26 protein-coding genes are annotated in these 25,452 nt (G+C 64.6%); 17 read left to right on the top strand and 9 right to left on the bottom strand.

Features of this window, described 5'->3' with window-relative positions:
- Positions 1 to 3 precede the first annotated feature (3 nt).
- Together QE373_RS08795 and QE373_RS08790 are read right to left on the bottom strand one after the other, a co-directional pair.
- Positions 4 to 909, bottom strand: a complete 906-nt coding sequence (locus QE373_RS08795) for a manganese catalase family protein (RefSeq protein ID WP_309685568.1) — start codon at positions 907 to 909, stop codon at positions 4 to 6.
- A 644-nt stretch (positions 910 to 1,553) separates the two neighbouring features.
- Positions 1,554 to 4,970, bottom strand: coding sequence for a response regulator (locus QE373_RS08790; RefSeq protein ID WP_309685567.1), 3,417 nt, complete (start codon positions 4,968 to 4,970; stop codon positions 1,554 to 1,556).
- 119 nt (positions 4,971 to 5,089) lie between these two features.
- On the opposite strand from QE373_RS08790, the gene QE373_RS08785 reads away from it, so the two are divergent.
- The 5 genes from QE373_RS08785 (at position 5,090) to QE373_RS08765 (ending at position 10,824) form a co-directional block, all read left to right on the top strand.
- Entirely contained in the window at positions 5,090 to 6,460 is a 1,371-nt protein-coding gene (locus tag QE373_RS08785) for a S41 family peptidase (RefSeq protein ID WP_309685565.1), read from the top strand.
- A 115-nt stretch (positions 6,461 to 6,575) separates the two neighbouring features.
- Positions 6,576 to 6,722 carry a hypothetical protein gene (locus QE373_RS08780; RefSeq protein WP_161809842.1) on the top strand — a complete coding sequence of 49 codons (147 nt, stop codon included), beginning with the start codon at positions 6,576 to 6,578 and terminating at the stop codon, positions 6,720 to 6,722.
- A gap of 195 nt (positions 6,723 to 6,917) precedes the next feature.
- Positions 6,918 to 7,508, top strand: a complete 591-nt coding sequence (locus tag QE373_RS08775; protein WP_309685562.1) for a 2Fe-2S iron-sulfur cluster-binding protein — start codon at positions 6,918 to 6,920, stop codon at positions 7,506 to 7,508.
- Positions 7,481 to 8,548, top strand: coding sequence for a xanthine dehydrogenase family protein subunit M (locus QE373_RS08770; protein WP_309689672.1), 1,068 nt, complete (start codon positions 7,481 to 7,483; stop codon positions 8,546 to 8,548). The genes QE373_RS08775 and QE373_RS08770 overlap by 28 nt, the downstream gene beginning before the upstream one ends.
- A complete protein-coding gene (locus QE373_RS08765; RefSeq protein WP_309685560.1) occupies positions 8,545 to 10,824 on the top strand; it encodes a xanthine dehydrogenase family protein molybdopterin-binding subunit in 2,280 nt (759 codons plus the stop codon). The genes QE373_RS08770 and QE373_RS08765 overlap by 4 nt, the downstream gene beginning before the upstream one ends.
- 42 nt (positions 10,825 to 10,866) lie before the next feature.
- Here the strand turns inward: QE373_RS08765 and QE373_RS08760 are convergent, their stop codons facing one another.
- Entirely contained in the window at positions 10,867 to 11,355 is a 489-nt protein-coding gene (locus tag QE373_RS08760; protein ID WP_309685558.1) for a hypothetical protein, read from the bottom strand.
- Positions 11,356 to 11,888: 533 nt separating this feature from the next.
- Between QE373_RS08760 and QE373_RS08755 the strand changes: the two genes are divergently transcribed.
- The 3 genes from QE373_RS08755 to QE373_RS08745 all read left to right on the top strand — a co-directional run bounded on the left by QE373_RS08755 (position 11,889) and on the right by QE373_RS08745 (position 13,576).
- The gene (locus QE373_RS08755) at positions 11,889 to 12,485 is read left to right on the top strand and encodes a hypothetical protein (RefSeq protein WP_309685556.1); all 597 of its coding nucleotides are present in this window, start codon (positions 11,889 to 11,891) and stop codon (positions 12,483 to 12,485) included.
- Positions 12,486 to 12,608: 123 nt separating this feature from the next.
- Complete coding sequence (locus tag QE373_RS08750) at positions 12,609 to 13,037, top strand: hypothetical protein (protein WP_309685555.1); 429 nt, start codon at positions 12,609 to 12,611, stop codon at positions 13,035 to 13,037.
- A gap of 179 nt (positions 13,038 to 13,216) precedes the next feature.
- Entirely contained in the window at positions 13,217 to 13,576 is a 360-nt protein-coding gene (locus tag QE373_RS08745; protein ID WP_309685553.1) for a hypothetical protein, read from the top strand.
- A gap of 63 nt (positions 13,577 to 13,639) precedes the next feature.
- On the opposite strand, the gene QE373_RS08740 is transcribed toward QE373_RS08745, so the two are convergent.
- Positions 13,640 to 14,536 carry a LysR family transcriptional regulator gene (locus QE373_RS08740; protein WP_309685551.1) on the bottom strand — a complete coding sequence of 299 codons (897 nt, stop codon included), beginning with the start codon at positions 14,534 to 14,536 and terminating at the stop codon, positions 13,640 to 13,642.
- A gap of 97 nt (positions 14,537 to 14,633) precedes the next feature.
- On the opposite strand from QE373_RS08740, the gene QE373_RS08735 reads away from it, so the two are divergent.
- The gene (locus QE373_RS08735) at positions 14,634 to 15,503 is read left to right on the top strand and encodes an NmrA/HSCARG family protein (protein ID WP_309685549.1); all 870 of its coding nucleotides are present in this window, start codon (positions 14,634 to 14,636) and stop codon (positions 15,501 to 15,503) included.
- A gap of 130 nt (positions 15,504 to 15,633) precedes the next feature.
- On the opposite strand, the gene QE373_RS08730 is transcribed toward QE373_RS08735, so the two are convergent.
- Entirely contained in the window at positions 15,634 to 16,524 is an 891-nt protein-coding gene (locus QE373_RS08730; RefSeq protein WP_309685547.1) for a LysR family transcriptional regulator, read from the bottom strand.
- A 111-nt stretch (positions 16,525 to 16,635) separates the two neighbouring features.
- Here QE373_RS08730 and QE373_RS08725 point away from each other — a divergent pair, with 111 nt between their 5' ends.
- The 7 genes from QE373_RS08725 to QE373_RS08695 all read left to right on the top strand — a co-directional run bounded on the left by QE373_RS08725 (position 16,636) and on the right by QE373_RS08695 (position 21,694).
- Positions 16,636 to 17,694 (top strand): alpha/beta hydrolase, encoded by a 1,059-nt coding sequence (locus QE373_RS08725; RefSeq protein ID WP_309685545.1) that lies wholly within the window; start codon positions 16,636 to 16,638, stop codon positions 17,692 to 17,694.
- A complete protein-coding gene (locus QE373_RS08720; RefSeq protein ID WP_309685543.1) occupies positions 17,691 to 18,899 on the top strand; it encodes an MFS transporter in 1,209 nt (402 codons plus the stop codon). The genes QE373_RS08725 and QE373_RS08720 overlap by 4 nt, the downstream gene beginning before the upstream one ends.
- 30 nt (positions 18,900 to 18,929) lie before the next feature.
- Positions 18,930 to 19,598: a carboxymuconolactone decarboxylase family protein gene (locus QE373_RS08715; RefSeq protein WP_309685541.1), complete on the top strand. Its 669-nt coding sequence runs from the start codon at positions 18,930 to 18,932 to the stop codon at positions 19,596 to 19,598.
- Between the two features lie 49 nt (positions 19,599 to 19,647).
- Positions 19,648 to 20,025 (top strand): antibiotic biosynthesis monooxygenase family protein, encoded by a 378-nt coding sequence (locus tag QE373_RS08710; protein ID WP_309685538.1) that lies wholly within the window; start codon positions 19,648 to 19,650, stop codon positions 20,023 to 20,025.
- A 276-nt stretch (positions 20,026 to 20,301) separates the two neighbouring features.
- A complete protein-coding gene (locus QE373_RS08705) occupies positions 20,302 to 20,871 on the top strand; it encodes a TetR family transcriptional regulator (protein WP_309685535.1) in 570 nt (189 codons plus the stop codon).
- 63 nt (positions 20,872 to 20,934) lie between these two features.
- Positions 20,935 to 21,411 (top strand): nuclear transport factor 2 family protein, encoded by a 477-nt coding sequence (locus QE373_RS08700; protein ID WP_309685533.1) that lies wholly within the window; start codon positions 20,935 to 20,937, stop codon positions 21,409 to 21,411.
- A gap of 73 nt (positions 21,412 to 21,484) precedes the next feature.
- Positions 21,485 to 21,694 (top strand): hypothetical protein, encoded by a 210-nt coding sequence (locus QE373_RS08695; RefSeq protein ID WP_309685531.1) that lies wholly within the window; start codon positions 21,485 to 21,487, stop codon positions 21,692 to 21,694.
- A gap of 3 nt (positions 21,695 to 21,697) precedes the next feature.
- Here the strand turns inward: QE373_RS08695 and QE373_RS08690 are convergent, their stop codons facing one another.
- The 4 genes from QE373_RS08690 to QE373_RS08675 are packed head-to-tail and all read right to left on the bottom strand — an operon-like array spanning position 21,698 to position 24,359.
- Entirely contained in the window at positions 21,698 to 22,297 is a 600-nt protein-coding gene (locus tag QE373_RS08690) for a helix-turn-helix domain-containing protein (RefSeq protein WP_309685529.1), read from the bottom strand.
- Positions 22,298 to 22,335: 38 nt separating this feature from the next.
- The gene (locus tag QE373_RS08685) at positions 22,336 to 23,058 is read right to left on the bottom strand and encodes an HAD family phosphatase (protein WP_309685527.1); all 723 of its coding nucleotides are present in this window, start codon (positions 23,056 to 23,058) and stop codon (positions 22,336 to 22,338) included.
- Between the two features lie 54 nt (positions 23,059 to 23,112).
- A complete protein-coding gene (locus tag QE373_RS08680; RefSeq protein WP_309685525.1) occupies positions 23,113 to 23,520 on the bottom strand; it encodes a nuclear transport factor 2 family protein in 408 nt (135 codons plus the stop codon).
- Positions 23,521 to 23,576: 56 nt separating this feature from the next.
- A complete protein-coding gene (locus QE373_RS08675; protein WP_309685524.1) occupies positions 23,577 to 24,359 on the bottom strand; it encodes a glucose 1-dehydrogenase in 783 nt (260 codons plus the stop codon).
- Positions 24,360 to 24,489: 130 nt separating this feature from the next.
- Between QE373_RS08675 and QE373_RS08670 the strand changes: the two genes are divergently transcribed.
- Complete coding sequence (locus QE373_RS08670; RefSeq protein WP_309685522.1) at positions 24,490 to 25,413, top strand: LysR family transcriptional regulator; 924 nt, start codon at positions 24,490 to 24,492, stop codon at positions 25,411 to 25,413.
- The last annotated feature ends 39 nt before the right edge of the window (positions 25,414 to 25,452 follow it).

The raw sequence follows: 25,452 nt of genomic DNA, 5'->3' as shown, positions 1-25,452 counted from the left end.
CGCTCAGCCCAGCATCGGGCGTGGCGGACCGTCTTCCACGGTGGGCGCAGTGCCGAGCTCTGCGCCCGTCAGCGGATCGGCAAGCGGGTCGGATGCGGTACGGGTGGCCATGGCGTCCAGCGCCTCTTCCTGCGACGCGGTCAGGCCATCGACCGTCGCCTCACCGTCGCCGCCATCGAGCGCGTACTGCTCCTCGCGCGCGGAGACGACCGTCCACGCTTCACCGCTGTTCCAGGGGCCTTCCACGTCGCCATCGCCCTGCGACATGTCCATGTAGAGGTCGGTGTACTCCGGATCACCCGGCAGCTTGCCCGGCGGGAAGTTCGGCGAGATGGCATACAGCGCTTTCTCGAAGGACTGCTGGTGCGCGATCTCGCGCGTCATCAGGAAGCGCAGCGCGTCCTTGATGCCCGGATCGTCGGTGACGTTGATCAGCCGCTCGTAGACCAGCTTGGCGCGTGATTCGGCGGCGATGTTGGAGCGCAGGTCGGCGGTTGGATCGCCGATGGAGTCGACGTAGGCGGCCGTCCACGGGACCCCGCTGGAGTTGACCAGGGCGGGGCCACCCCCATACAGGATCGACTGCGTGTGGCTGGTGCTGTTCTGGGTCATGCCGCGCATCTCGATCGCTTCGATCATGCCTTCGGACAGCTCTCCCTTGGTGCCCTTGTTGAGCATCGCGATGATCGAGCCGATGATCTCCAGGTGGCTCAGCTCTTCGGTCGCCACGTCCAGCAGCAGGTCCTTGCGACCGGCATCCTCTTCGCCCAGCGCCTGGGTGAAGTAGCGCATCGCGGCAGCAAGTTCACCCTGCGGGCCACCGAACTGCTCAAGCAGCAACGAGGCCAGGATGGGGTCGGGTTGCTCGACGTGCACGGTGTACATGAGGCGCTTGTTATGCATGAACATGGAGCGGTACTCCTGATTGGCAGCCACGGGTCGTGCTGCGTAGGTGGGCGAGCCGCGTCTGCGGCAACACCTGCCGGCCCGGTAGTGGGCATCATTCGGCGAACTGATGGGCGCGACGCTACGCTGGCGGGTGTTAGCCAGCGCACGCGATGAAGTGAGGGTGAGGCGAGGTAGCCCTATACAGGTGCCCCGTGGCCGCGCTTCGCGCTCGCCGAGCGTGGCTCGGCGCTACCGGACTGCGCCGGCGTCGGCCGGGGTTCCGTTCTGGCAGTGCGATGTCTGATACAGGCCGCGCTTCGCGCTCGCCGAGCCGTGCTCGGCGGCCTTCCGTTCCGGCGGTGTGATGTCTGATACAGGCCGCGCTTCGCGCTCGCCGAGCGTGGCTCGGCGCTACCGGCCTGCACTCGCGTCGGCCCGCCCTGGTAGCGCCGAGCCGTGCTCGGCGGCCTTCCGTTCCGGCGGTGTGATGTCTGATACAGGCCGCGCTTCGCGCTCGCCGAGCATGGCTCGGCGCTGCCGGACTGCACTCGCGTCGGCTCGCCCTGGTAGCGCCGAGCCGTGCTCGGCGGCCTTCCGTTCCGGCGGTGTGATGTCTGATACAGGCCGCGCTTCGCGCTCGCCGAGCGTGGCTCGGCGCTACCTCGTCAGGCGGTCAGCCAGACCCGGATCAGCGACACCAGCTTGTCCACGTCCAGCGGCTTGGCGACGTAATCGTTCGCGCCGGCCTGGATGCACTGCTGCTGGTCATCGGGCATGGCCTTGGCGGTCAGCGCGATGATCGGCAAGGTGTCGAAGCGCCGGTCCTGCCGGATTTCACGGGTGGCGGTCAGGCCATCCTTGACCGGCATCATGATGTCCATCAGCACCAGTTCAATCGGCGCGGGCCCGCTGACCGCGGCGGTCAACGCATCAATGGCGTCCTGGCCATTGCGCGCGATGGTCACCTTGCAGCCGTGTGGCTCAAGCACGTTCATCAGCGCGTAGATGTTGCGCACATCATCCTCCACGACCAGCACGCGACGCCCTTCCAGCGCGGTGTCCCGGTGCTGGGCGGTGCGGATCATGCCCTGCTTGGATTCCGGCAGCTCGCTCACCACCTTGTGCAGGAACAGGGTCACTTCATCGAGCAGGCGTTCCGGGGAGCGCGCACCCTTGATGATGATGGAACTGGAATAGCGGCGCAGCCGCACCTCTTCGGTCGCTGACAACACCCGCCCGGTATAGACGATGATCGGGGGCAGGGCATCCGCGCTCTGCGCGCTCAGCATCTCCAGCAGCTCGAATCCCGAGGCATCGGACAGCGTCAGGTCCAGCACCATGCAGTCGAAGCTGTGTTCGGCAAGCGCCTGGAGGCACTCCGCCGCAGAACGCGCGCCGATCGTTTCCACGTCGGCCAGGGCCAGCAGCTCGCGCACGGCGTCCAGTTGCACGGCGTCATCTTCAACCACCAGCACCAGGCGCGGACGCAGCGAAAGCCGGCGCTCCAACGAGAGCAGCACCTCTGCAAGGGCCTCGCGGGTTGCAGGCTTGCCCAAGAAGCCGACCGCGCCCAGCGCCAGTGCTTTGCGCGAATGATCCATCGCCGAAACCACATGGATGGGGATGTGCCGCGTGTGCATGTCGCGCTTCAGTACATCCAGCACCGACAGGCCCGACTGGTCGGGCAGGCCGACATCCAGCACGATGGCGTGTGGCAGCTCTGCACGCGCAGCGGCCAAGGCCTCGCCCGCGCTCTGTGCGATCCGGTAGCGGAAGCCCATTTCGGATGCCAGGTCGCCGATGATCTGTCCGAACGCGGTGTCGTCCTCAACGATCAGGATCAGGCCGCGTCCGTTGCCGCCTGCGATGGCTGCCGGGCGCACGTCCGGCACGGCGATGGCGGTGGGTGCCGCGAAGCCGGTCGCAGCCGGTTCCAGCGGGGCCATCGCCACGGGAACCGCAGGGCGCCCGGGGGTCGCGAGCCGGGTCGCGACCACCAGCCGGAATCGACTGCCCTTGCCGGGTTCGCTGTCCACGGTGATGTCGCCGCCGAGCAGGCGGGCCAGCTCCTGGGAAATGGAAAGCCCCAGCCCGGTTCCGCCGTAGCGGCGGCTGATCGATCCGTCGGCCTGCTGGAATGCCTCGAAGATGCGCACCTGCTGTTCCGGCGCGATGCCGATGCCGGTGTCGGTCACGGTGAACACGACCTCGCCTTCGTCACCGGCCGAAGCGGAGACGGTCACGCCGCCCTGTTCAGTGAACTTCAACGCGTTCGACAGCAGGTTCTTGAGGATCTGTTCGATGCGCTGGCGATCGGATTCGATCACCGGCGGGCAGTCGGCCATCATCAGCACGTCCAACGACAGACCCTTCTCGCTGGCCACAGGGCCGAGCAGGGCGGAGATGCCCGACAGCAGCTTCTCCACGCCAAAGCGCTCGGCATGCACCTCGATATGCCCGGCCTCGATCTTGGAAAGATCCAGGATTTCGTTGATGAGGTTGAGCAGGTCGGTGCCGGAGGAGTGGATCGTCCGCGCGAACCTCACCTGTTCGGCACTCAGGTTGCCGTCGCGGTTATCGCCCAGCAGCTTGGACAGGATGAGGGCGGAATTGAGCGGCGTGCGCAGCTCGTGCGACATGTTGGCCAGGAACTCGGACTTGTACTGGCTGGCGCGCTGCACTTTGTGCGCTTCGGCCAGGATGGCGGCGTTGGCGCGTGCCAGCTTGTCGCGCTCTTCTTCGAGTTGCTGTGACTGGTCGAACAGCTGGCTGTTGGTCTGTTCCAGTTCGGCCTGCTGCTCCTCCAGTTCGTGCTGGGAACCGCGCAGCGCCCGGCTCTGTTCCTCCAGCTCTTCGTTGGAAACCTTCAGCTCCTCGCTCTGCACCTGCAGGGCTTCGGTCTGCCGCTGGGTCTTGGCCAGCAGTTCGGACAACCTGGCCCGGTAGGCGGCCGAGCGCAGCGCCACCGCCATGTCCGCGGAGGCAAGCTCGAGCAGTTCGACGACCTCGTCCGGCACCGCGCCGAAGAAGCCCAGCTCGATGATCCCGCTGACCTCGCCCTCGTGGATGCTGGGGGCGATCACCAGGTGTCGGGGCAGGGCCTGGCCGAGACCGGAGGCCACCGTGAAGTAGCCCGGCGGGACATCCGAGATGACCAGCACGCGCTTCTCATCCACCGCCCGTCCAAGCAGACTGCCGCTGGCACGCAGCGTGTGGGTACCGTCCGCTTCGGCGGCTGCACCCACCGCCCCGATCTGCCGGAATCCGCTGGCGGCAGGCTCGAACAGCATGCCGGCCTGCGCGCCGGTAAAGCGGGTCAGGAAGCCCAGGCTGGCGCGGGCCAGCGCGCCGCTGTCGAGGTCGCCGCCGGTGGCGGTGGCCAGCTCCAGCCGGCCCCGCTGCAGCCAGGCATCGCGTTCGCGCGCCCGGGTGTGGCGGCGTAGCAGGATCGCGATGAAGATCGTCAGCACGATACCCAGCACCGCACTGGCGGCGCCGGAGCTCAGCGCCGCGCTGTAGGCCGATTCCATCTCCTCAAGGCGCCCGGCGCGCTTGTCCAGCTCGATCGCGCCCATGGTCGCCAGCCGGGCCCGGATGTCATCCATGGCCGCCTTGCCGCGATTGGAGGCGACCACGGCCAAGGTGGGCTCCAGTCCCTGGGTGCGGCGCACTTCGATGGTTTCATGCAGCTCGTCCAGCTTGTCCTGGACCCTGCGCGCCAGCAGCTTCAGCCGGTCACGCTGCGCCGGGTCATCGGCCAGGGCCTCTTTCACCGTGTCCAGCCGCGTGCTGGCAACACCGAGGGCGGCCCGATACGGTTCAAGGTAATTGTCGTCGCCGGTCAGCAGATACCCGCGCTGGCCGGTCTCGGCGTCCTGCACGGCCGAAAGCACGTCGGCCAGCGCGGTCATGGTCTCCTGCGAGCGAAGTACCAGGGCGCTGCCCTCGCGGATGGTGTGGATGTTCTTGCCGGCCAGGAACCCGCTGCCGAGGAAGAACAGCATGACCGCCAGCAGCGGTCCCAGCGTGCGGAAGGCGGTTCCGGCCTGGGTGGCTGCGCGGGAATGGGACGTGGAGGTCATGGCGTGGCACGAGGGGTGGATGCAACCGTTCAGATTAGCATGCCGGCGGGCCACGCAAGCAGTTGGGGAATCCATGCCTCGGACGGGGCGGGGGCGGGGCGGGGCGGGGCGGCGATAGAATGCAGGTCACCCCCAACAAGGATGTTGAAGCCATGGTGCGTGCGTCACTTGTCTCTCTTGCCCTGATCCTGCTGCACCCGACAGCCCATGCGGAAACCACATGGCGGGGCACCAGTGACGTATCGAAGGTGAGCGGCTCGGGCGATGTACTGGCGCCTGGGGGTTCACGACTGACCCTGTCATCGGATCAGGAAGGCAAGGAAGCGTTCTTCGGTTCGATCGCCTCGCTGGACGCCGCACCGTACCGCGGCCAGGACGTGGTCCTTTCGGGAATCCTTGAAGTGGAAGAGGGCGCTGGCACTGCCGCGCTCTGGATACGTGCCGATGAAGCCCGCCAGCCCGTTGCCTTCGACAGCACCCGACACACACCCGTGAACCTGCAGCATCGCGCGCAGTCGCGTGAGGTGCGGCTGTACGTCCCTCGCACCGCGACCCACCTGAGGTTGGGCGTCACCATGACCGGTGTCGGGCGCATCAAAGCGGAGTCGCTGAGGCTGCAGGCCGAGGTTCCAGCCCGTAGCGATGTGTCGGCCTACGACGTGCTGGATGCTGCCATCTCACAGATTGAGACCAAGGCCCTCAACCGGTCCCGGGTGGACTGGAAAGCCGAGCGCGCCCGGTTGCTCACTGCCGATCTCAAGGACCTCCCCGCGCAGGAGGCGCACCCGCGAATCCGCATCGCGCTCTCCAGCCTGGCCGACCGGCACAGCGGGCACCTGACCCGGAGCAGGATGGAAACGCTTCGGACAAGCGCCAATGCCAGCCAGCCTGTGCAGGCAAGCGTGTCCGACAACGTGGGCTATCTGCAGATGCCGGGCCTGAGCGGCACCGATCCCGAAGCCACCCGCCAGTTTTCTGCCAGCGTCTGTCGCAGGCTTGAAGACATGGCCAGCAAGGGATTGCACGGCGTGATCGTGGACCTGCGCGTGAACAGCGGCGGAAACATGTGGCCGATGGTCAGTGGCTTGCTGCCATTGCTGGGAGAAGGAAACATCGGCGCGTTTCGTGATGCGGACGGGAAGGTCAGCCCGTGGACGGCCAGGGCGGTGGGCGGCTGCACGGCGGACATGGCCACGACGCCGGTGGCCGTCCTGATCAGCCGCAGCACTGCAAGTTCGGGGGAGGCCGTCGCCACGGCGTTCAGGGGCCGACCTGGGACCCGGTTCTTCGGGCAGCCTACGGCCGGTCTCGCCACGGGAAACGGGCGGGTCCCGCTGCCCGATGGCAGCGCATTGATGCTGACGCAGAGCAACTTCCTCGACCGTACCGGCCAGCTCGTGCCGGACCGGCTGACGCCGGACGTCCTGGTGGAGAAGGGCCAGGATCCCCTCGCGCTCGCCCGTTCGTGGCTGGTTCCAGCCCCGGAGTGAGTTGACCGCGCTAGACCGACCGCAGGTCCGTGTGGGCAGGCGCCAACCCGGCGTTGGAAAGCGCCTGGCGGTTGCTGCACTGTCCGCACTGCATGACCAGCCCACCGGAAAGGTGATGAACGGCACCGTCATTGACCGTGGTCACGTGCCCGCATCGCCGGCAGCGGGCGGTAATGGAATCCACGACTTCCTCGTCCATCTCTGGTATCCGGACCATATCGAAGGACAGGATCTGGAACGCACCTGTGTTTGTCATGATTGATCCTGATGACGCATCGTTTCGTGACTGTGTGAGCTCGGACGTTAGGCTTGCCCGCGTTCAGTGGCGGACGCTGCCACGTGAGGGGCGCGCAAAATACCCGCCAGCGACGACTTCGCACGCAGCACATGCCACGTGCACCCGGAATAGACGAGCCGAAGCGCAGGGTTGTTGGCAGACGCCCTAGCCGGACCTGCCATGAGCGATTTCCCTGCACCCCACGCGGCCACGCCGCCGTCCCCCCCTACCACGCGAGCCGCCCCCCTGTATCCGCTGCGCCTGACCATCAATGGCGAGCCGCACACGCTGGAAGTCGAATCCACGGTCAGCCTGCTGGACCTGCTGCGTGACCGCCTGCAGCTGACCGGCACCAAGAAAGGGTGCGATCACGGCCAGTGCGGCGCCTGTACGGTCCTGGTGGAGGGGCGCCGCATCAACAGTTGCCTGACCCTGGCGGTGATGCAGGAAGGTGCGGAGATCACAACGGTCGAAGGCTTGGCGAACGGGGATGCGCTGCATCCGCTGCAACAGGCGTTCATCGCCAAGGACGCCCTGCAGTGTGGCTACTGCACGCCCGGCCAGCTGTGTTCGGCGCAGGGGCTGATCAATGAAGGCCAGGCCTGCACCCGTGACCAGGTGCGCGAACTGATGAGTGGCAACATCTGCCGTTGCGGGGCCTACCCGCAGATCACCGACGCGGTGATGGCGGTGCTGGAAGAATCCCGGGGCCCCGCTGCCACACCCGAAGCATCCCCCGCGCACTGGACGCCCGGCACGGTGCCGGCATGATTCCCGCCACCTACGAACGCGCCGCGTCGCTGCAGCACGCCCTGCAGCAGGTTGCCAGTGCCTCCGTGCGCCCCATCCAGCCGATCGCCGGCGGCACCAACCTGCTCGACCTGATGAAGCTGCAGCTGATGCAGCCCAGCGGACTGCTGGACATCAACGCGCTGCCGCTGGACACCATCACCGGCACCGAAGAGGGCGGCCTGCAGCTCGGCGCCACTGCCCGCAATGCCGATACGGCGTACCACCCGCTGGTGGAACGCGAGTATCCGCTGCTCTCGGCGGCGATCCTTGCGGCGGCATCGCCACAGATCCGCAACATGGCCAGCAACGGCGGCAATCTGCTGCAGCGCACGCGCTGCACCTACTTCTACGACCGTGCCACGCCCTGCAACAAGCGCGAGCCGGGCACTGGCTGTTCGGCCGTGGGCGGGCTGACCAAGTACCACGCGATCCTTGGCGCCAGCGAACACTGCATCGCCACGCACCCCTCCGATATGTGCGTCGCCCTCGCAGCGCTGGACGCCACGGTACATGTAGCCAGCCTGCGCGGCACCCGCGCGATCCCGTTCGGTGCGTTCCACCGCCTGCCGGGTGACCAGCCCGAGCAGGACAGCACGCTGTCGGCGGACGAGCTGATCACCCACCTGACCCTGCCACCGGCCGGACGGTTTGCCGCGCATAGCGCCTACCTGAAGATCCGCGAGCGCCTGTCCTATGCGTTCGCGCTGGTGTCGGTGGCCGCCGCGCTGGAGATCGGGCCTGACGGACGCATCGTCGATGCGCGCCTGGCCTTGGGCAGCGTGGCGCACAAGCCGTGGCGGAGCACCGAGGCCGAACAGTTGCTGATCGGCAGCCTGCCGGATGCTGCGGCCTTCGATTCCGCGGCCGAGCGGCTGCTGGAGGGCGCGCAGTCGCAGGGTCAGAACGCCTTCAAGATCCCGCTTGCACGCCGCGCCGTGGTGCGCGCCCTGCAGGCTGCCACCGAGGGCACCATCGACAATCGTGGCGGACGCCGCGGCCAACCGGAGCATGCCGCATGAGCGCCTACCCCAAGCAACCGCAGGTTCCCGTGGCCGAGCCGGGAACCGGCCACGTCCCGACCGGCACCGGAACGCCACGCATCGATGGCCGGGCCAAGGTGACCGGCCAGGCGCGCTATGCCGCAGAGTGGCCCGCGACGGACCTGGTGTACGGCGTGGTGGTCAACAGCAGCATCGCCAAGGGGCGCATCCTTGGATTTGACCTGGACGCTGCGCTGGCGGTGCCGGGCGTTTTAAAGGTGCTGACCCATCTCAATCGTCCGCACATGCGCGGTGCCGGCATCTTCTACAAGGACATGACGGCCCCCGCAGGGTCGCCGTTCCGGCCGTTGTACGACGCGCAGGTCCGCTACAGCGGCCAGCCGGTGGCGCTGGTCCTGGCCGAGACCTTCGAAGCAGCCCGTCATGCGGCGGGACTGGTGGAGGTGCGCTATGAGACCGAGGCGCATGAAACCAACCTGGTCGCCTCCGTCGAACGGGCACGCGCGCCGCGCAAGATGAAAGCGGGATTTTCCGCACCGCCCAAAGACAAAGGCGAGCCGGACCAGGCCTTCGCACAGGCATCGCACCGTGTCTCCGCCGATTTCTACAGCGGCGTAGAACACCACAACCCGATGGAGCTGTTCGCCAGTACGGTGATCCGCGGCGATGATGGCCACCTGACCATCCACGACAAGACCCAGGGCTCGCAGAACAGCCGCTGGTACGTCTCGCATGTGTTCGGCTTGCCCAAGCGCAAGGTGACGGTACGCAATGCCTACGTAGGCGGCGCTTTCGGTGCCGGGCTTCGCCCGCAGTACCAGCTCCCGCTGGCCGTGATGGGCGCGCTGGCGCTGGAGCGCTCGGTGCGGGTGGTGCTGACCCGCCAGCAGATGTTCACCTTCGGCCACCGTCCGGAGACCGTGCAGCGGGTGAAGCTCGCCGCCGATGCCGATGGCACCCTGCGCTCCATCTGGCACGAGGCGGTGGCCGAGACGTCGCGGATCGAGGATTACGTGGAGGTCGTGGTCAACTGGAGCGGCCAACTGTATGCGTGTGACAACGTGCACGTGGGATACAAGGTGGTCGACCTGGACCAGTACACGCCGATCGACATGCGCGCCCCGGGCGCGTCGCACGGCATGCATGCGCTGGAAGTGGCGATGGACGAGCTGGCCAACGAGGTCGGCATCGACCCGCTGGCCTTGCGGTTGAAGAACTACGCCGAGACCAACCCTGCCGATGGCAAGCCGTTTTCCACCAAGGCCCTGCGCGAGTGCTACCGCCGCGGCGCAGAGCGCTTTGGCTGGGCCGAGCGCGCGCCCCTGCCGCGGGCCCGCCGCGAAGGCAACGAATGGGTTGGTTGGGGCATGGCCACCGGCCAGTGGGATGCGATGCAGATGTTCGCGCGCGCCCACGCCGAGCTGCACGCCGATGGCCGGCTGGTGGTCAGCAGCGCCGCCACCGACATCGGCACCGGCACCTATACGGTGATGAGCATGATCGCCGCCGAGGCCTTGGGCCTGCCGCTGGAACAGGTCACCTTCCAGCTGGGCGATTCCACGCTGCCGGTGGCCCCGATCGAGGGCGGCTCATCGCATGTCAGCACGGTGGGCTCGGCCGTGGACGGGGCCTGCGCCAAGCTGCGCCGGCAGCTGCTCGCGCTCGCGGCCGGCACGCAATATTCGGCGTTCAACCGTGCTGGGCTGGATGATGTTGTATTTGCCAACGGCACTCTGGCCCTGCGCGATGATCCGGCAAGCGCCATCGCGTTGACCACGCTGCTGGCCGACGCCGGCAAGGCCAGCATCGAAGCCAAGTACCTGCTGCTGCCCAATGTGTTGAAGCAACGCCGCTATACCCGCGCCACGCACAGCGCCGTCTTCGTGGAGGTGCGGGTGGACGAGGAACTCGGCACGGTGCGGGTGATGCGCGTGGTCAGCGCCATTGCTGCCGGCCGCATCCTCAATCCCACCACCGCCCGCAGCCAGATCATCGGCGGGGTGGTGTGGGGCATCGGTGCGGCACTGCACGAGCACACCGAATCCGACCACCGCTTCGGCCGCTTCATGAACCACGATCTGGCGCAGTACCACGTTTCGGTGAACGCCGACATCCATGACGTGGACGTGCTGTTCGTGGAAGAAGACGACCGGGTGGTCAGCAGCCTCGGCGCCAAAGGAGTGGGGGAGATCGGCCTGGTAGGCGTGTCAGCCGCTATCTGCAATGCGATCCATCACGCCACCGGCAAGCGCATCCGCAGTACGCCGATCACCCCGGACAAGGTGATGGCGTAGGCCTCGCTGGCGGAGCTGCAGGGGTAGCGCGCCGGAAGCGCGCTACTCCTTGGCCCCCTGCGTGTAGCTCACCTTGCCATCCTGCTCGATGAACCGAAGCTCCGGATGGCCCTGGTAGGTCGTCAACATGGCGACTGATCCGTTCTGGTGGATGACAAACAGTGACGCACCGGCCTCCTCATTGGCCACCACTTTGAAGACTTCGCTGCCGTCGCCCGCACCATCCAGCGTCAGCACCGCCTCATCGCCGGTGTCGGCCGTGAGGTAGCCACCGCGCTCATTGCCGTCTGGACCATTCAGCAGGATGCCGGCTGCAGGCGCGATGCGTTCTTCGCGCTTGCCGAGGACCATCGGCCCGTTCACCGGCGCGCCGATCTCCACGCGGGACACACCCGATGCATCCCTGACGATCAGGCCACGCGCTTCCAGGATGCGCGATGGATCATTCGCCTGACGCGCTTCATGCAGGGCGAAGAGCGAGATGGCCACCGCCGTCAGCGAGATGGCGATGTTGAGCAGGAGTCCTTTCATGTCTTTCTCCATGAATGTAAAGCGTGTTCGCTCAATGATCCACGATAGGCGATGCTTCAAGCAAACCGGACCGTTCCTCAGGCCCAGGGCATTGACTACGCTTGCGTCTGGTCCAATAGTCACCTCGGCCAGAACGCAATGGAGGGCGCATGACCGCAGGTGCAAGCCGGTTCCCGCTCCAGCGCTTGGGTTTGGCGGCAGCGCTGTATGTGCTGGCATCAAGCGCCGTCGCCAAGCCGCCCGCCGAAGCGGGAGAAGGTCAGCGGACAGAGCTACTTCCAAGCAGCAGATCGACTGGTATGGCTATGGCTTCATTTCATCCGGCCCGGAGGAGTTCCCGCATTGGGGCCATGGCGGCGGCGCCGCCGGCACCAGCGCGGCGCTTTCTGTCTACCCGAGCAATAATATGAGCATGGCCTGCCTGAGCAACCGCGACCCGCCCGTCTGCGACCGACTGCTCATCAATCTGCATTGGCATCTGTCTCCGCCCACTGATGAGGACCGCGGCAGTGCGCAGATCTCCGATTGAGTGGATGCTTCTGATCGCCGGACTACTCGGCGCGATCGGTTTTGCGGGTTCGGACTTCCAGCCCAGCACGGAACTCCAGTTCGCCGCTGGCATCATCGCTGTGCTGACAGCCTTCTGGGCCGTGTGGGCGCAGCCCAGACCCGAAGTGGTTTACTCGCCCCTTCAAGGCAGGCGCAGGCAAGTGCGTTCGCTGTATTCCCCTTCATGGGTGGTATTCCCAGCGGCGCTGGTGGCCGGGTGGATGTTCACCGCCCATGGGGCGGGCATGATGCTGGCGTCCGTCGTCGGGGTCGATCACACCCGGAACGGGACCGTGACGTACAGCGCAAGGCATGAGCCTTCTGCTCGCTCGCGCCGGCCTCCCTGCACGGTCCTCTCCGTTGTCGTGGAGACAGAGCGCGGCCCGGTGCACGTCGGGCATTGCGACGCGTCTCTGGGGGGCCGCATCCTACCCACCGGCATGGATATCACGTACCGCACACGCGAGTCGGCGCTTGGGTTGTTCGTGGATCGCGAGCCCACGCTGCCGCAGCTGGATGCGGCTCTGGAGATGGCTGATCGAGCAGAGCAGCAAGCAGCCCGCGCCGCCGGACGACGCTAGCTTTTGCGAACCGGAACGAGCTGCCCTGAGATCGCGCTCTACAGCGAACAGCGCAGCCCAAGGCCTTCATTCGAAGGCGCGTCCCAGGCCGAATGCCCACCTGATCCAGAAATGGTGCCACCTATGAGCGGGATGCAGAACCTGGTTGCTGTCGTGTCTTTGCTCATCGTCCTCTGCGTCTTCGCCGGAGTGGCAGGTGCATTCCGGATGCGCCAACGCTGGCCTCGCCTGCGGTGGCCGTTTGTGGTCGTCCTGATGCTGGCCTTGGTCCTGACCGTCGCGTCTTTGGTGGCATCGTCCGCCTACCCAGGGTCGTCCGGGCAGTATCGCCCGGGTTCCCTCGCGTGGGCCGTACGAGAACGCTTCATCTACCCGAGCGGCGTGCTGATTCTTGCCACGCCGGTCCTTATCGCCCTGGCAGCCAGTTGTGTTGTTCCTGGTGGCGCCCGCCGCGCCGCCGTTATTGCTGGCGCCGCGGGCGTTTTGTCCATTCCGGTTGCACTTCATGTTCTTCTGTTCATTGGCTGCAGCTATGCCGGGGCCTGCCTTTGAGCGCGCATTGGACCAAGTACGCCTTGTCCATTCGCGGATCGGAAACCTGCGCCGGCTTGTTGGACGAGCCCGGCAGCCCTAGGATTGAGCCGCATCAAGGGGAGAGCCCGGCATACCGGACTCTGCGGATAACTCGTATGACCGGACCCACGGTTCCGGCTGTCAGGTAGCCAATCCTCATGTTCTTCACACTCGGGCAATTCGCGATCATTGCAGGCCTTGGACTCGCATACATTGCGTTCGTTTTCGCGTTTTCCCGCTCCAGGCAGCGATTGCTTCGGCATGCTCCGACGCTTCTTGGGTGCGTCACGTTCTCAGTGGCCGCGCTCTTCGCTGCAAAGAATCTGCTGATGCTTTTAGGCACAACCAAAGAGGTCAAGGTGCTTCTAGGCCGGAACCAGACATGGGAGTTCATCGTCAATCCAAGCGATGACCCGTTCTTCTATTTCCTCGGGTTGCTGCTTCAGTTTGGAACAACCTGTTTATGCCTTGTCCTGGCATACAGTGTCTGGTCCAACCGTCCAGTGGATGAGGCCTGACAGATAACTCAAACTGGCTTCGCCAAGCGTCTTGACTCAAGCGTTGCCGTCCGCTTTTGGCCGTCAGCGGCCGCTGCCCGCGAAGGCGGCCAATTCCTCCGCCTCACCCTCGGGAAAGGATTCCTTGAGCAGGTCGAGCAACGCCGACACCCTTGAGCTGAGCAGCCGTCGCGACGGGTACAGCGCCCATATCTCGATCGGCGGGGCCTTCGCATGTCCCCACGACACCAGTGCGCCATTCCTGAGGTCGTCGGCAACCAGCGAGAAGGGCAGCATCGCCGCGCCGGTGCATGCACGTACGGCATCGCGCACCATGGTCAATGCGCCCAGGCGCAGCACCGGATCCACTGCGATACGCATCTCGCCACGCGGCGTCACCAGGTCCCAGCCGGTGGCATCGCTGGACGGGCGCAACACCGCGGGCGCCGTCTCGCCCATCGCGGGCAGGGGCAGGTCCGGGTGCGCGACCACCACCAGGCGGTCCCGGATCAGCACCCGGCCCACCAGCCGCTCATCCGGGTCCGGATTGACTCTTATCACCAGGTCATAGCCTTCTTCCACCATATCCACGGCGCGGTCTTCAGTGGTGACATCGAGCCGCACCTGGGGGTAGCGCTTCACGAATTCGGCTGCAATCCTGCCCAGCGCCATCTGCGAGAACAGCATCGGTGCGCTCACGCGCAGCCGGCCACGGGGCGTGTCGCCGCCTGAAGCAATGGACGCGGCCGCTTCTTCCAGTTCGGTAAGCAGCGTTTCCGTGCGCTTGAACAGCGCTCGACCTTCCTCGGTGAGCTTCAGCGTGTGCGAACCCCGCTCGAACAGCCGCACGCCCAGGCTCGCCTCCAGCTCACCCACGCGCCGCGACAGGGTTGCCTTCGGGCGGTCCGCCGCGCGCGCAGCACGGCCAAACCCGCCGTGTCGCGCCACCAGATTGAAATCGGCCAGGGCCAGCAGGTCCATGTGTTCCACCAGCGAGACAGGTGGTCCAAGTATAGGGGCTATCGGGCCGCACGCGGATCACCAATCATGAGGCCTCACCCACCACCCGGAGTACCCCATGACCATCCTTGTTACCGGCGCCACTGGCACCATCGGCCGCCAGGTCGTCCAGCACCTCACCCAGCGCGGAGCGGCCATCCGCGCACTGGTCCGCAGCCCCGCGACCGCCAACCTGCCCGCATCCGTGGAGCTGGTGCAGGGCGACATGCTGGATGTGGATGCCCTCCGCCAGGCGCTGGAGGGGGTCTCCACACTGTTCCTGCTCAACGCCGTGGTCGCCGACGAATTCACCCAGGCGCTCATCACCCTCAACGTCGCCCGCGAGGCAGGGGTGAAGCGCGTGGTATACCTGTCGGTGATCCACAGCGACCGCTACGTCAACGTGCCGCACTTCGCCGGCAAGTTCGGCGTGGAGCGCATGATCGAGCAGATGGGCTTCAGCGCCACGATCCTGCGCCCGGCCTATTTCATCGATAACGACCTCACCATCAAGGACGTGGTGCAGGGCTACGGGGTGTACCCCATGCCGATCGGCAGCAAGGGGCTGGCGATGATCGACACCCGCGACATCGCCGAGATTGCCGCCATTGAACTGCTCAACCGCGAACAGGCGCCGGACAACAGCGCGCTGACCCGACTCAACCTGGTGGGCCCGGAAACGCTCACCGGAGAACAGGTGGCCGCCATCTGGAGCGATGTGCTGAACCGTCCGATCGCCTACGGCGACGACGACACGGCCGCCTTCGAGCAGAACCTGCGCCAGTTCATGCCGGCGTGGATGGCCTACGACATGCGGCAGATGGCCGAGCGTTTCATCAGCGACGGCATGATGCCTGGCGCGGGTGACGTGGATCGGTTGGTGCAGTTGCTGGGTCGGCCGTTGCGTACGTATGCCGCGTTTGCGGCAGAGCATGCGTCAGCGGGCTGAGGGCCGAGCCCTGGCAGCGGTTGAACCGCTGCCTCTCAGACCGTTCAGCCTTCGCGATCTGGAACATTCGCATGGCAGGCAGATGCTGCTTCGAAGCCTGGCCGGGCGCTGGGCTTGTGGCTGCTCCTACTCATTCCAGCCTCAGCCACCCGACCAGCGCCGTGAATGCGGGCGAGGGCTGCCGCCGGTTTGGGTAGTAAAGGTGGTAGCCGGGGAAGGGTAGGCACCACTTGTCGAGCACGGCAACCAGTCTGCCCTCCGCGATATGCTCGGCGACCATCGGCTCGGGCGCATAGGCCAAACCCAGGCCGTCGATGGCCGCATTGATGACGTGGGTCATGCTGTTGAAGACCAACGGTCCATCGCCGCGCACGGTGAACTCCTTGCCCTTCTCCTCGAACTCCCACGCGTAAATTGCACCGTTTGGGCGATGCCGGATGTGTACGCAACGGTGTTGCGTAATGTCGGCGGGCTTCTTGGGCTTCGGATGCTTCTCGAAGTAACCGGGCGATCCCACCACGACCAAGCGCCAATCGGGGCCAACCCTGACCGCGATCATGTCCTTGCTGAGCGCCTCGCCCAGCCGGATGCCGGCGTCGAAGCGCTGCTCCACCACGTTGGTAAAACCGTAATCCACGTAAAACTCAAGCGTGATGTCCGGGTACTCGGCCATGAATCCGGCGAGCCGTGGTCGGATGATGGTCTCCATCGAATCATCCGTGCAGGAGATCCGTAGCGTTCCCGCAGGCCGGTCACGCAGGTCTCCGAGCGCTTCGACGCTGGCACCGATAGCCGCGAAGTGCGGCGCGATGGAGCGCATAAGGCGCTCGCCCGCCTCAGTGGGAGAAACGTTGCGCGTGGTCCGGGCCAGCAGGCGAATGCCCAGACGCTCTTCCAGCAGCCGCATCGAATGGCTCAGCGCAGAGGGCGTTACCCCAAGGCGAACGGCGGCTTTGGTGAAGCTCTGCTCTTGGGCCACCACAAGAAAGGCTTGCAGATCATTGGTCTTCACGGCGCTCATGGACCAATTGTGAGCTCAACTCAACAATGCATCAACTTTCAGCCGGCTTATCGCGTTGGCGGGCGGAACCTATCGTGGCGACCTCAGTCCCCCAACCGAGGCCGCCCTCGCATGAAACCCACCACGTTGCTGCTGGCGCTGCTTGCCAGTTGCGTACTACCGCTTCCCGCCATGGCTGCGGATGCGCCTCGGACAGCCCGTCCCACCGGGTCGGACAATTTCTACCGCAGCCCTACGGTCGCGAGTAAGCGCGTCAGCTTCCGCAACCAGTACCAGATGGAGGTAGTGGGCACGCTGTACCAACCCGAGGGCCTGCCTCGCGGCAGCCGCGCCCCCGCCGTGGTGGTTGGCCACCCGATGGGCGCGGTGAAGGAGCAGAGCTCGCAGCTCTACGCGCAGAAGCTTGCCGAGCAGGGCTTTGTTACGCTGGCGATCGATCTGTCTTTCTGGGGAGAGAGCGGCGGCGCCCCGCGGCATCTGGTGGCGCCGGAAATCTATTCAGACGACATCAGTGCCGCCGTAGATTTCCTGAGCACGCAGGCCCATGTGGACCCGGATCGGATTGGCGGCCTGGGTATCTGTGGCAGCGGCAGCTTTGTGATCAGCGCTGCCAAGATCGACCCGCGTATCAAGGCCATCGCCACGGTGAGCATGTACGACATGGGCGCGGCGGCACGGCAGGGGCTGAACAACGGGCAGTCGCTGGACCAGCGCAGGGCGGTGATCCAGTCCGCAACCAACCAGCGCCTGGCAGAGTTCAAGGGCGGGGCGGCGGTGTACGTGCCAGGCACGGTCAACAAACTCGATGCTGACACCCCTGCCATCCAACGCGAGTTCTTCGACTTCTACCGTACTCCGCGCGGCGCCTACACGCCCAAGGGCGATACGGCAGAGCTGACGACCCAGCCGCTCTTCAGCAGCCTGGTCAAATTCATGAACTTCTATCCCTTCAATGACATCGGGACCATCTCACCCCGGCCGATGCTGTTCGTCTCCGGTGACGCCGCACATTCACGCGAGTTCAGCGAAGACGCATACCAAAGGGCGGTCCAGCCGAAGGAGCTCTACTGGGTAAAGGGTGCGGGTCACGTGGACCTGTATGACCGTGCCAACCTGATTCCCTTCGAGAAACTGACGACGTTCTTCCAGCGCGGCCTGACCGGGAAATGAGCCACACACACGCGAATGCAGATCGCGCCAACTGGGGCGGCGTGCTGGCGATGACGCTGTGCGTCTTCGCGTTGATCGCCTCGGAATTCATGCCGGTCAGCCTGCTGACTCCGTTGGCGGCAGATCTGGGCGTGACCGAAGGGCTTGCCGGGTACGGCATCGCCATTTCGGGAGCCGTTGCGGTGCTGACCAGCCTGTCGATCTCCCGGTTGGGGGGCAACATAAACCGACGAACGTTGCTGCTGATCCTCACCGCATTGATGGCAGTGTCGGGTGTGCTGGTAGCTTTGGCTCCGAACTATCCGGTCTACATGATGGGGCGTGCACTGATTGGTGTGGTGATCGGTGGGTTCTGGTCACTGTCTGCCGCAACGGCAATGCGGCTGGTTCCGGCTGCGAAGGTCCCGCGCGCCTTGGCGATATTCAACAGCGGCAATGCGCTTGCAACGGTAGTTGCGGCGCCACTGGGCAGCTACCTGGGCGACATGATCGGATGGCGGGGCGCTTTCCTGTGCCTTCTGCCGGTGGCTGCCATTGCTCTCGCATGGCAGTGGGTTTGTCTGCCCTCCATGCCCGCGGAAAGCGGGCAGTCACAAAGCGGGCTGGTCGCGCTGTTCCGGCGGCGTGTGGTGGCACTTGGCATGCTTGCCTGCGGTGCCTTCTTCATGGGGCAATTTGCCCTGTTCACCTACGTGCGGCCGTTCCTGGAGCGCGTGACCAGTGCAGGAACGTCTGCTGTACCCCTGGTCCTGCTGGCCATCGGCGTAAGTGGCTTCGTGGGCACGCTCGTCATTGGCGTGTTCATCAGGCGTGGGCTTTACCGAACGCTGGTGGCCATTCCAGTCTTGATGGCGCTCATTGCGGTGGCCCTGGTTCCACTGGGGCCCCAGCTTTGGCCGACCGCCGCACTGCTCTCGGCTTGGGGCCTGCTGGCAACGGCCGCACCGGTGGGCTGGTGGAGCTGGCTGGCCCGCACTTTCACTGACAACGCAGAGGCCGGCGGCGGGCTGATGGTGGCGGTGGTGCAGTGCTCCATCGCACTTGGCTCGACCGTGGGCGGACTGCTGTTTGACAGTCTCGGCTTTGCCAGTACGTTCCTGGCCAGTGCTGGCCTGTTGCTGTGCGCCGCGCTGCTCGCTTATGCCACGGCGTCCGACCGCGCGACCACGTCGCGGGCGGTGGTCGCCGTGGAGGCCCGGGGCTGACAGATTGCTATCGCAGACTAAGGAGAAGCTATGAACGTCTACTCAGACGGGGGTTTTACCATCGAACTGGACTCGCGCCAGCAAGCCATCATTCCGATCAGCGCCTCCGCAGCTGCCGGCAACATGGATAGCCTTCGGGAGGCGCTGAATCAAGGCTTGGACGCGGGGCTGAGTCTGGCCGAAGCGCGAGAAATCCTCGTCCAGGTCTACGCCTATGCGGGCTTTCCGCGCAGCCTGAACGCGTTGACCGAACTGATGAAGGTGGCGGAGGCGCGCAGGAAGACCGGCATCCAGGATGAAGCCGGCCGCGAGCCTGCCAGGCCGATCCCCAAGGGCGATGCGTTGCTCGCTGCAGGCACCGCGAACCAGACCAGGCTGGCTGGCGGCCCGGTCTCAGGGCCATTATTCGATTTCGCACCGCAGGCAAACGATTATCTGCGTACGCACCTGTTTGGCGACATCTTCGAGCGCGACAACCTGGATTGGCAGAGCCGTGAGTTGGCCACGGTCAGCATGCTGGCAGCGATGTCCGGGGTGGAGCCTCAATTGCAGTCCCACATAGGCATGAGCATGAACATTGGGCTGCGCCCAGAGCATCTGTACCAGCTGGCTGATGTGCTCGAAGTGCACGTCGGCGTGGAGGCTGCGGAACGTGTTCGGGTCGGCATTCACCGTCAGCTGGAAGTGGGGAAAAAATGATGCGCACGCGAAATAGTTCTTTATTGTCATGCGCACCTGGGTGGATGAAGTGAACAAGATCATCATCGCCACGTTGTTCAGTATGTTGGCGTGCTCCTTCAGTGTTGGAGCGGGGGAGACACAGATGACACGACTTTCAAAGATCACGGTTGACGTGGACCATCTGCCCGCCTATCGAGATGCGTTGGCGGAAGAAGTTCGCGCCTCAATGGCGCTTGAGCCGGGCGTGCTGTCGTTGTATGCGGTTTTTGACAAGGAGGATCCGACTCGGCTGACGATCCTTGAAATCTATGCGAGTCGTGAGGCCTACGAGCAGCATGTGAAGAGTCCGCACTTCCTCAAGTACAAGAACGGGACGCTGCACATGGTCAAGTCCCTGGAGCTGGTTGATGTTGAACCTCTCCTGCCGGAGCTGAAGATCAAGTAGCAGTGAGCCTGGCTGGACGGACATGTGATATCCCAAGGACTCTCTTGCGTTTACGGAATTCCGCCGACGGTGCGTCGGCCCGTCAGCTCTGCATTCACAGATGTGCTGACAGTATTCGGAGCCCGCTTCTGGCCGGAAGCGGAAGCGGGCGTGTGCATGCAATCCGAGGCAGATATTGCTCAACCCGGCCGGGCGCTACGCGCACGGTAACTGTGCCGCCGAGTTGATGTGCACGCGCCAGTTGACAAAGTAGAACGATCGTTCTACCTTGGAGCCATGGGTAAGACAACGACCGACACCCGACTGAAGATCATGGACACGGCGGAGGCTCTGATTTACCAGAACGGAATACATGCCACCGGCATGGATCTGCTGGTGAAGACCTCAGGTGTTGCGCGCAAGAGCATTTACCGACACTTTGAAAACAAGGACCAGGTTGCCGCAGCCGCGTTGAGCGCGCGGGACGTGCGCTGGCTCAATTGGTTCAGGCAGGAATGCGACAAGGCCGGCAGCCCGGAAGCGCGCATCCTGGGCATGTTCACGGTGCTCAAAGGTTGGTTCAACTCCGAGGGCTATCGCGGCTGTGCCTTCATCAACACGGCAGGCGAGGTCGGCGATTCCCATGACCCGATCCGCAGGATCGCCAAGCACCACAAGCAGAAACTGCTCGATTACACGCTGGAACTCACCGGGCAACTGAACATCGCGCAGCCGGCAGTGCTGGCGCAGCAGCTGCTGGTTCTGATGGAAGGCGCCATCACCGTATCGCGCGTGATGGGTGACTACGACGCCGCAGACACCGCAAGGGATGTTGCGCAGTTGTTGTTGAAGCACGCCACGCGCTGACGCCGCAGTAACCGAAATCCCGCCGCAGTACCCCGTTCATCCATCTCCATTGGAGGCCCCACCGTGTCCGCAGAAGCACCCCGTCCCCCCTTTCCCCCGTTCACTCTCGAATCGGCGATCCAGAAAGTTCGCTTGGCAGAAGATGGCTGGAATTCCCGCGATGCCGACAAGGTGGCGCTTGCCTATTCGCTCGACACCCAGTGGCGAAACCGCGCCGAGTTCACCAACGGCCGCGAGGAAGCCCGGCAGTTCCTTGCCCGAAAGTGGAAGAAAGAGCTTGAGTATCGCCTGATCAAGGAGTTGTGGGCATTCACCGGAAACCGCATCGCCGTGCGCTACGCCTATGAATGGCGCGACGACCCTGGAAACTGGTTCCGCTCTTACGGAAACGAGAACTGGGAATTCGGTGCGGATGGTCTGATGGAGCGCCGCTTCTCGTGCATCAACGACATGCCCATCAAGGATAGCGAACGTAAGTTCCACTGGCCACTGGGGCGCCGCCCGGATGATCACCCGGGGCTGTCCGACCTGGGCATGTAAGTTGCGGAGCCAACGTGGGGAATGCCTGCGGGCGCTGGGCGCCCAGCCGCCAGACAAACAGGTTCCCCGCGCGTTGCTGCGCGTGTTCATCGGATCGGACGACCTGTTCCCCAGGCTGAGCTTGCCACTGCGTGCGCCGATGACTCGCCAGGAATTTGCGTCCTCTGCTGTGGAGGTGACACTGGACGCCAGCCGTGCCCGTAGCGAACTGGGCTATCGGCCGGTTGTCACGCTGGATGCCGGGATCGCGATGCTGAAGCGCCAATTGGCCGAACAAGGCTGATGTTCACCGAGCGGTAGGCGGGAGAGCCTCGCGCGGTGCGTGGCCGAACAGCCGGCTGAACTCGCGGCTGAACTGGGAAGGACTCTCGTAGCCCACGGCGAACGCGGTGGCGGAGATGCTGGTGTCGCCCCGCTGCAGCAGGCGGCGTGCCTCGATCAAGCGCAGCTGCTTCTGGTACTGCAGCGGTGACAGACCCGTTGCCGCACGGAAATGCCGATAGAACAATGCGCTGCCCATGCCTGCACGGCTGGCCAGCGCCGCTGCATCAAGTGGTTGCCTGAAGCTGCGTTGCAGGTGCCCAATGGCGCTGACCATGCGGCGTGCCAAGGGGGAGGGCTGGGCCATCGCCAGCAGCGCCGGCCGTGCCTCACCCTGCAACAGGCGAAACAGCAGCTCGTGCTGCAGGCCGGGCCACAGCAGCCGCTGGGCGTCTGGCGTATCGAGGGCCAGTGCCAGTAGACGCTGCAGACAGTTCAGTACCGACCAATCCAGTGCAACCACACTGAACGGCGCAGGATGGGGAGCCTCGTCTGCAGCCTCAGGGGGAATGCTTTTGTAGGCGAGGTGGCCTGGAAATGTCCGCTTCTGGCCGGAAGCGGACACACTGCGGGCAGGCCACTTCCAAGGCTGATGTCCAGCCCCTACTGCGGGCCTGGCGGGCCCGGATTCCTGCTGCCCTGGTTACGCTGATAGCCCTTCAGAATGCCAAAAAGGTCTTCCATGCGATGGAAGACAACGTGCGCCCCTGCTCTAAGGAGGCTTTCTGACGTACTTCCGTAGACGCCGACCGCGCTGTAGCCGAACACGACTGCACCCGCCGCGGCGCCGGCCATCGTTCCGGTCTCGGTGTCCTCTATGACAGCGCAGCGACCGGGCGACGCCCCCAACGCCGCCGCTGCCGCGAAGTACACATCGGGGTAGGGCTTGTTGCGAGGCACGTTCTGCCCGCTGAAGATGTTGTTGGCGAATGACTCTGCAAGTCCAACCTTTTGCAGTTGCAGATTCACCTTCTGCAGGTCTGCCCCGGAGGCACAGGCAACCTGACCGCCCGTGGCGGCAGAGATGGACGCCACGGCGACCTTGGCGCCGTGGACTTCCACCAGATCACGCTCCAGTAAGGCGTTACGTCGGCGACGGAACTCATCCAGCCAGAGCGTGGTGAAGGGTCTTCCCGTGTGGGCCTCAATCACGGCCCCTTGACCAGCGATCGCCTTCCCGATGAAACGCTGGGCCGCCTGCTCTGGCGTCAGGAGCCAGCCTTGCTCGCTCAGCATCTCTGACAACACGCGGGCGGTCACAGGCTCGGAATCAACCAATACGCCATCGCAGTCGAACAGCACGGCATCGAAGGGAAACGCTGACATCAATCAGTTCCTGCACTTACGGAATGCAACCTCACGGTTACGCGAAAACCGGGATCAGGGACGAGTAGCCTCGGCCACGGCAAGGCTGTTCTCAAGCATCAGGAAGTTGGAGATCTCGCCCCCTGCGATGGTCAGCACGATCACAAAAGGCGACTCGATCACCTTTCCCGTGGCGGTGATGAGCGTAACCAGCTCACCCACGATGACGGCCCGGTCATCGCTGGCCAGGACATCATGCACATCCAGTCGGATGCGCTCCATCAACGTACTCGACTCACGCACGAAGTTCTCCACCGCGCCTCGTCCGGATTTTCGACCAATCCAAGGGAGGGCGCCGCTGTCGCCCGGAATGTGCCATTCCAGGTTCGCGCTGAACAGTGACGCGATCTCCTCGGGCGCTGCCCCGGAACCCAGCTTCTCCAGGAAACGGTGCGCAATTTTCAGATTGTCCTGCATGGTCATTTCGTCTATCTCAGTGGGCTGGAAGGGCGAACCGCGGGGCGTCCTACATTGCCGTGTCAGATCTGGGTCAGGCCGCCGTCAACCGTCAGCTCTACGCCGGTGATGTAGGACGCATCCGGCGACGCCAGGAACGACATTGCCTTCGCAATCTCATCCGGGCTGCCCGCACGGCCTAATGGGGCCTTCTGCTCTATGTCGGCAAGGTAGGCGTTGATGTCCTCGTCGCTCATGCCGAGCTCGGATTTGTAGGCCGGGGTAACCACAACGCCGGGCGCAACCAGATTCACTCGAATGTCCCGCCCCTTCAGCTCGGAGGCCCACGTCCTCACGAAGGAGCGCAGCGCGGCCTTCGACGCCGCATATACACCGAACGCGGGGACGCCCTGATTAGCCGCAATAGAACCCGTAACGACGATGGCACTGCCAGCGGTCATGAGCGGTAGTGCCTTCTGCACCGTAAACAGCGTGCCTTTGACATTAATGCCAAAGTACTTGTCGAACCCTGCCTCGGTGATTGAGTCGATAGGGGTGAACTCGCCTCCGCCTGCGTTGGCAATAAGAAGGTCCAACCGACCGTATGCTGTCCGGATGGCATCCATGATGGCGTCCAGGTCAGCGGCGATGGAGATGTCACCGCGCACTGCAAGCGCGCCATGCCCGATATCGGCTGCGGCGCGGTCCAGCTCGTGCTGGCGCCGCCCGCTGATGACCACCAGCGCGCCCTCGAGCGCAAGGCGCTTGGCGGCGGCCAGGCCGATGCCCGAACTGCCACCGGTGACCAAAGCGACCTTACCTGTGTGTTTCCCGGTGTGGACGTTGACCAAATCGTGAATGTGCATGACGTTGTCTTCTTGAACGGCTGCTGCCGCGATGGCGCAAGTCTATTAGGTTGCATTTGCCTGATAAACGCAGAAATCATTGATTCTTTATTTCCACCAGTAAATAATCACTCGTTACCGGGAGCCCCTGATGGACCACATGCAGGCAATACGCGCCTTCGCTCGCGTCGTGGAGACGGGCGGCTTCAATCGCGCGGCTGAATCACTCCAGATGCCTAATGCCACGTTGAGCAAGTCGATCAGCGCGCTGGAGAGGCATCTTGGGGTCAAGCTGCTCGAGCGCAGCACTCGCCGCGTCAGCGTCACCAACGACGGGGCTGCATACTACGAACGCATCCGGCACCTGTTGACGGAGCTGGATGACGTGGAGGCCAACCTGGGGCGCGCCCAGGGCAGCCCCAAGGGCCGGTTGCGCGTGGATACTGGCGGCTCGACTGCCAGTGGTGTGTTGATCCCGGCATTGCCCGAGTTCCGCGCCCTGTATCCGGACATACAGCTGCACCTGGGCGTTACCGATCGGACGTCGGATGTCATCGGCGAAAACATAGACTGTGCCATCCGCAGCACATCAGACGACGGTGCATTGATCTCCCGGAGGATCGGGAGTCTTGAATGGACGACCTGCGCTAGTCCGGCGTACATCTCACGCTACGGCGTGCCTGCTCACCCTGAAGAGTTGCTTCAGTCCCGGTTTCCAGTAGTCGGGTACTTTTCCGCGCACAGTGGCAAGGCACCTCCGCTCCATTTTCTCAGCGACGGGATGCCGATGGAGATCGCGCCCAACTGTGCGGTGATGGTCAATGAAAGCAACGCCCACCTGTCAACGGGATTAGCCGGTCTCGGGCTCATTTATACGCTGGATTTCATGGTGCGACCGGCAATCGATCGGGGCGAGCTGGTCGCTGTCCTCCAGGAATGGCGGCCTGCTCCGCTGGACGTCTTCATCGCCTATGCACCGAGCCGGCAGCTCAGCACCAAGGTTCGCGTCTTTGTAGAGTGGGTGAGCGAGATCTACGCCCGGCTCGAACGAACAAACCCAGCAGCCAGGCACTGACGCACGCGAGCGCCAGCCGTCGGCCAAGGGAACGAGAGA

Source organism: Stenotrophomonas sp. SORGH_AS_0321, from assembly GCF_031453215.1.
Lineage (GTDB): Bacteria > Pseudomonadota > Gammaproteobacteria > Xanthomonadales > Xanthomonadaceae > Stenotrophomonas > Stenotrophomonas chelatiphaga.
Note: the sequence above shows the minus strand (reverse complement) of the source record. Positions and strands in the feature narration are given on the sequence as shown.

Excerpts from the sequence above, each read along its gene's own strand:
- QE373_RS08705 (WP_309685535.1), top strand. The coding sequence starts at position 20,302 with ATGGGTAAGACAACGACCGACACCCGACTGAAGATCATGGACACGGCG.
- QE373_RS08760 (WP_309685558.1), bottom strand. The coding sequence starts at position 11,355 with ATGAAAGGACTCCTGCTCAACATCGCCATCTCGCTGACGGCGGTGGCC.
- QE373_RS08720 (WP_309685543.1), top strand. The coding sequence starts at position 17,691 with ATGAGCCACACACACGCGAATGCAGATCGCGCCAACTGGGGCGGCGTG.
- QE373_RS08745 (WP_309685553.1), top strand. The coding sequence starts at position 13,217 with ATGTTCTTCACACTCGGGCAATTCGCGATCATTGCAGGCCTTGGACTC.
- QE373_RS08685 (WP_309685527.1), bottom strand. The coding sequence starts at position 23,058 with ATGTCAGCGTTTCCCTTCGATGCCGTGCTGTTCGACTGCGATGGCGTA.
- QE373_RS08785 (WP_309685565.1), top strand. The coding sequence starts at position 5,090 with ATGCAGGTCACCCCCAACAAGGATGTTGAAGCCATGGTGCGTGCGTCA.
- QE373_RS08795 (WP_309685568.1), bottom strand. The coding sequence starts at position 909 with ATGTTCATGCATAACAAGCGCCTCATGTACACCGTGCACGTCGAGCAA.
- QE373_RS08730 (WP_309685547.1), bottom strand. The coding sequence starts at position 16,524 with ATGAGCGCCGTGAAGACCAATGATCTGCAAGCCTTTCTTGTGGTGGCC.
- QE373_RS08750 (WP_309685555.1), top strand. The coding sequence starts at position 12,609 with ATGAGCGGGATGCAGAACCTGGTTGCTGTCGTGTCTTTGCTCATCGTC.
- QE373_RS08680 (WP_309685525.1), bottom strand. The coding sequence starts at position 23,520 with ATGACCATGCAGGACAATCTGAAAATTGCGCACCGTTTCCTGGAGAAG.
- QE373_RS08670 (WP_309685522.1), top strand. The coding sequence starts at position 24,490 with ATGGACCACATGCAGGCAATACGCGCCTTCGCTCGCGTCGTGGAGACG.
- QE373_RS08675 (WP_309685524.1), bottom strand. The coding sequence starts at position 24,359 with ATGCACATTCACGATTTGGTCAACGTCCACACCGGGAAACACACAGGT.
- QE373_RS08780 (WP_161809842.1), top strand. The coding sequence starts at position 6,576 with ATGAACGGCACCGTCATTGACCGTGGTCACGTGCCCGCATCGCCGGCA.
- QE373_RS08790 (WP_309685567.1), bottom strand. The coding sequence starts at position 4,970 with ATGACCTCCACGTCCCATTCCCGCGCAGCCACCCAGGCCGGAACCGCC.
- QE373_RS08765 (WP_309685560.1), top strand. The coding sequence starts at position 8,545 with ATGAGCGCCTACCCCAAGCAACCGCAGGTTCCCGTGGCCGAGCCGGGA.
- QE373_RS08775 (WP_309685562.1), top strand. The coding sequence starts at position 6,918 with ATGAGCGATTTCCCTGCACCCCACGCGGCCACGCCGCCGTCCCCCCCT.
- QE373_RS08715 (WP_309685541.1), top strand. The coding sequence starts at position 18,930 with ATGAACGTCTACTCAGACGGGGGTTTTACCATCGAACTGGACTCGCGC.
- QE373_RS08725 (WP_309685545.1), top strand. The coding sequence starts at position 16,636 with ATGAAACCCACCACGTTGCTGCTGGCGCTGCTTGCCAGTTGCGTACTA.
- QE373_RS08755 (WP_309685556.1), top strand. The coding sequence starts at position 11,889 with ATGCTTCTGATCGCCGGACTACTCGGCGCGATCGGTTTTGCGGGTTCG.
- QE373_RS08740 (WP_309685551.1), bottom strand. The coding sequence starts at position 14,536 with ATGGACCTGCTGGCCCTGGCCGATTTCAATCTGGTGGCGCGACACGGC.
- QE373_RS08735 (WP_309685549.1), top strand. The coding sequence starts at position 14,634 with ATGACCATCCTTGTTACCGGCGCCACTGGCACCATCGGCCGCCAGGTC.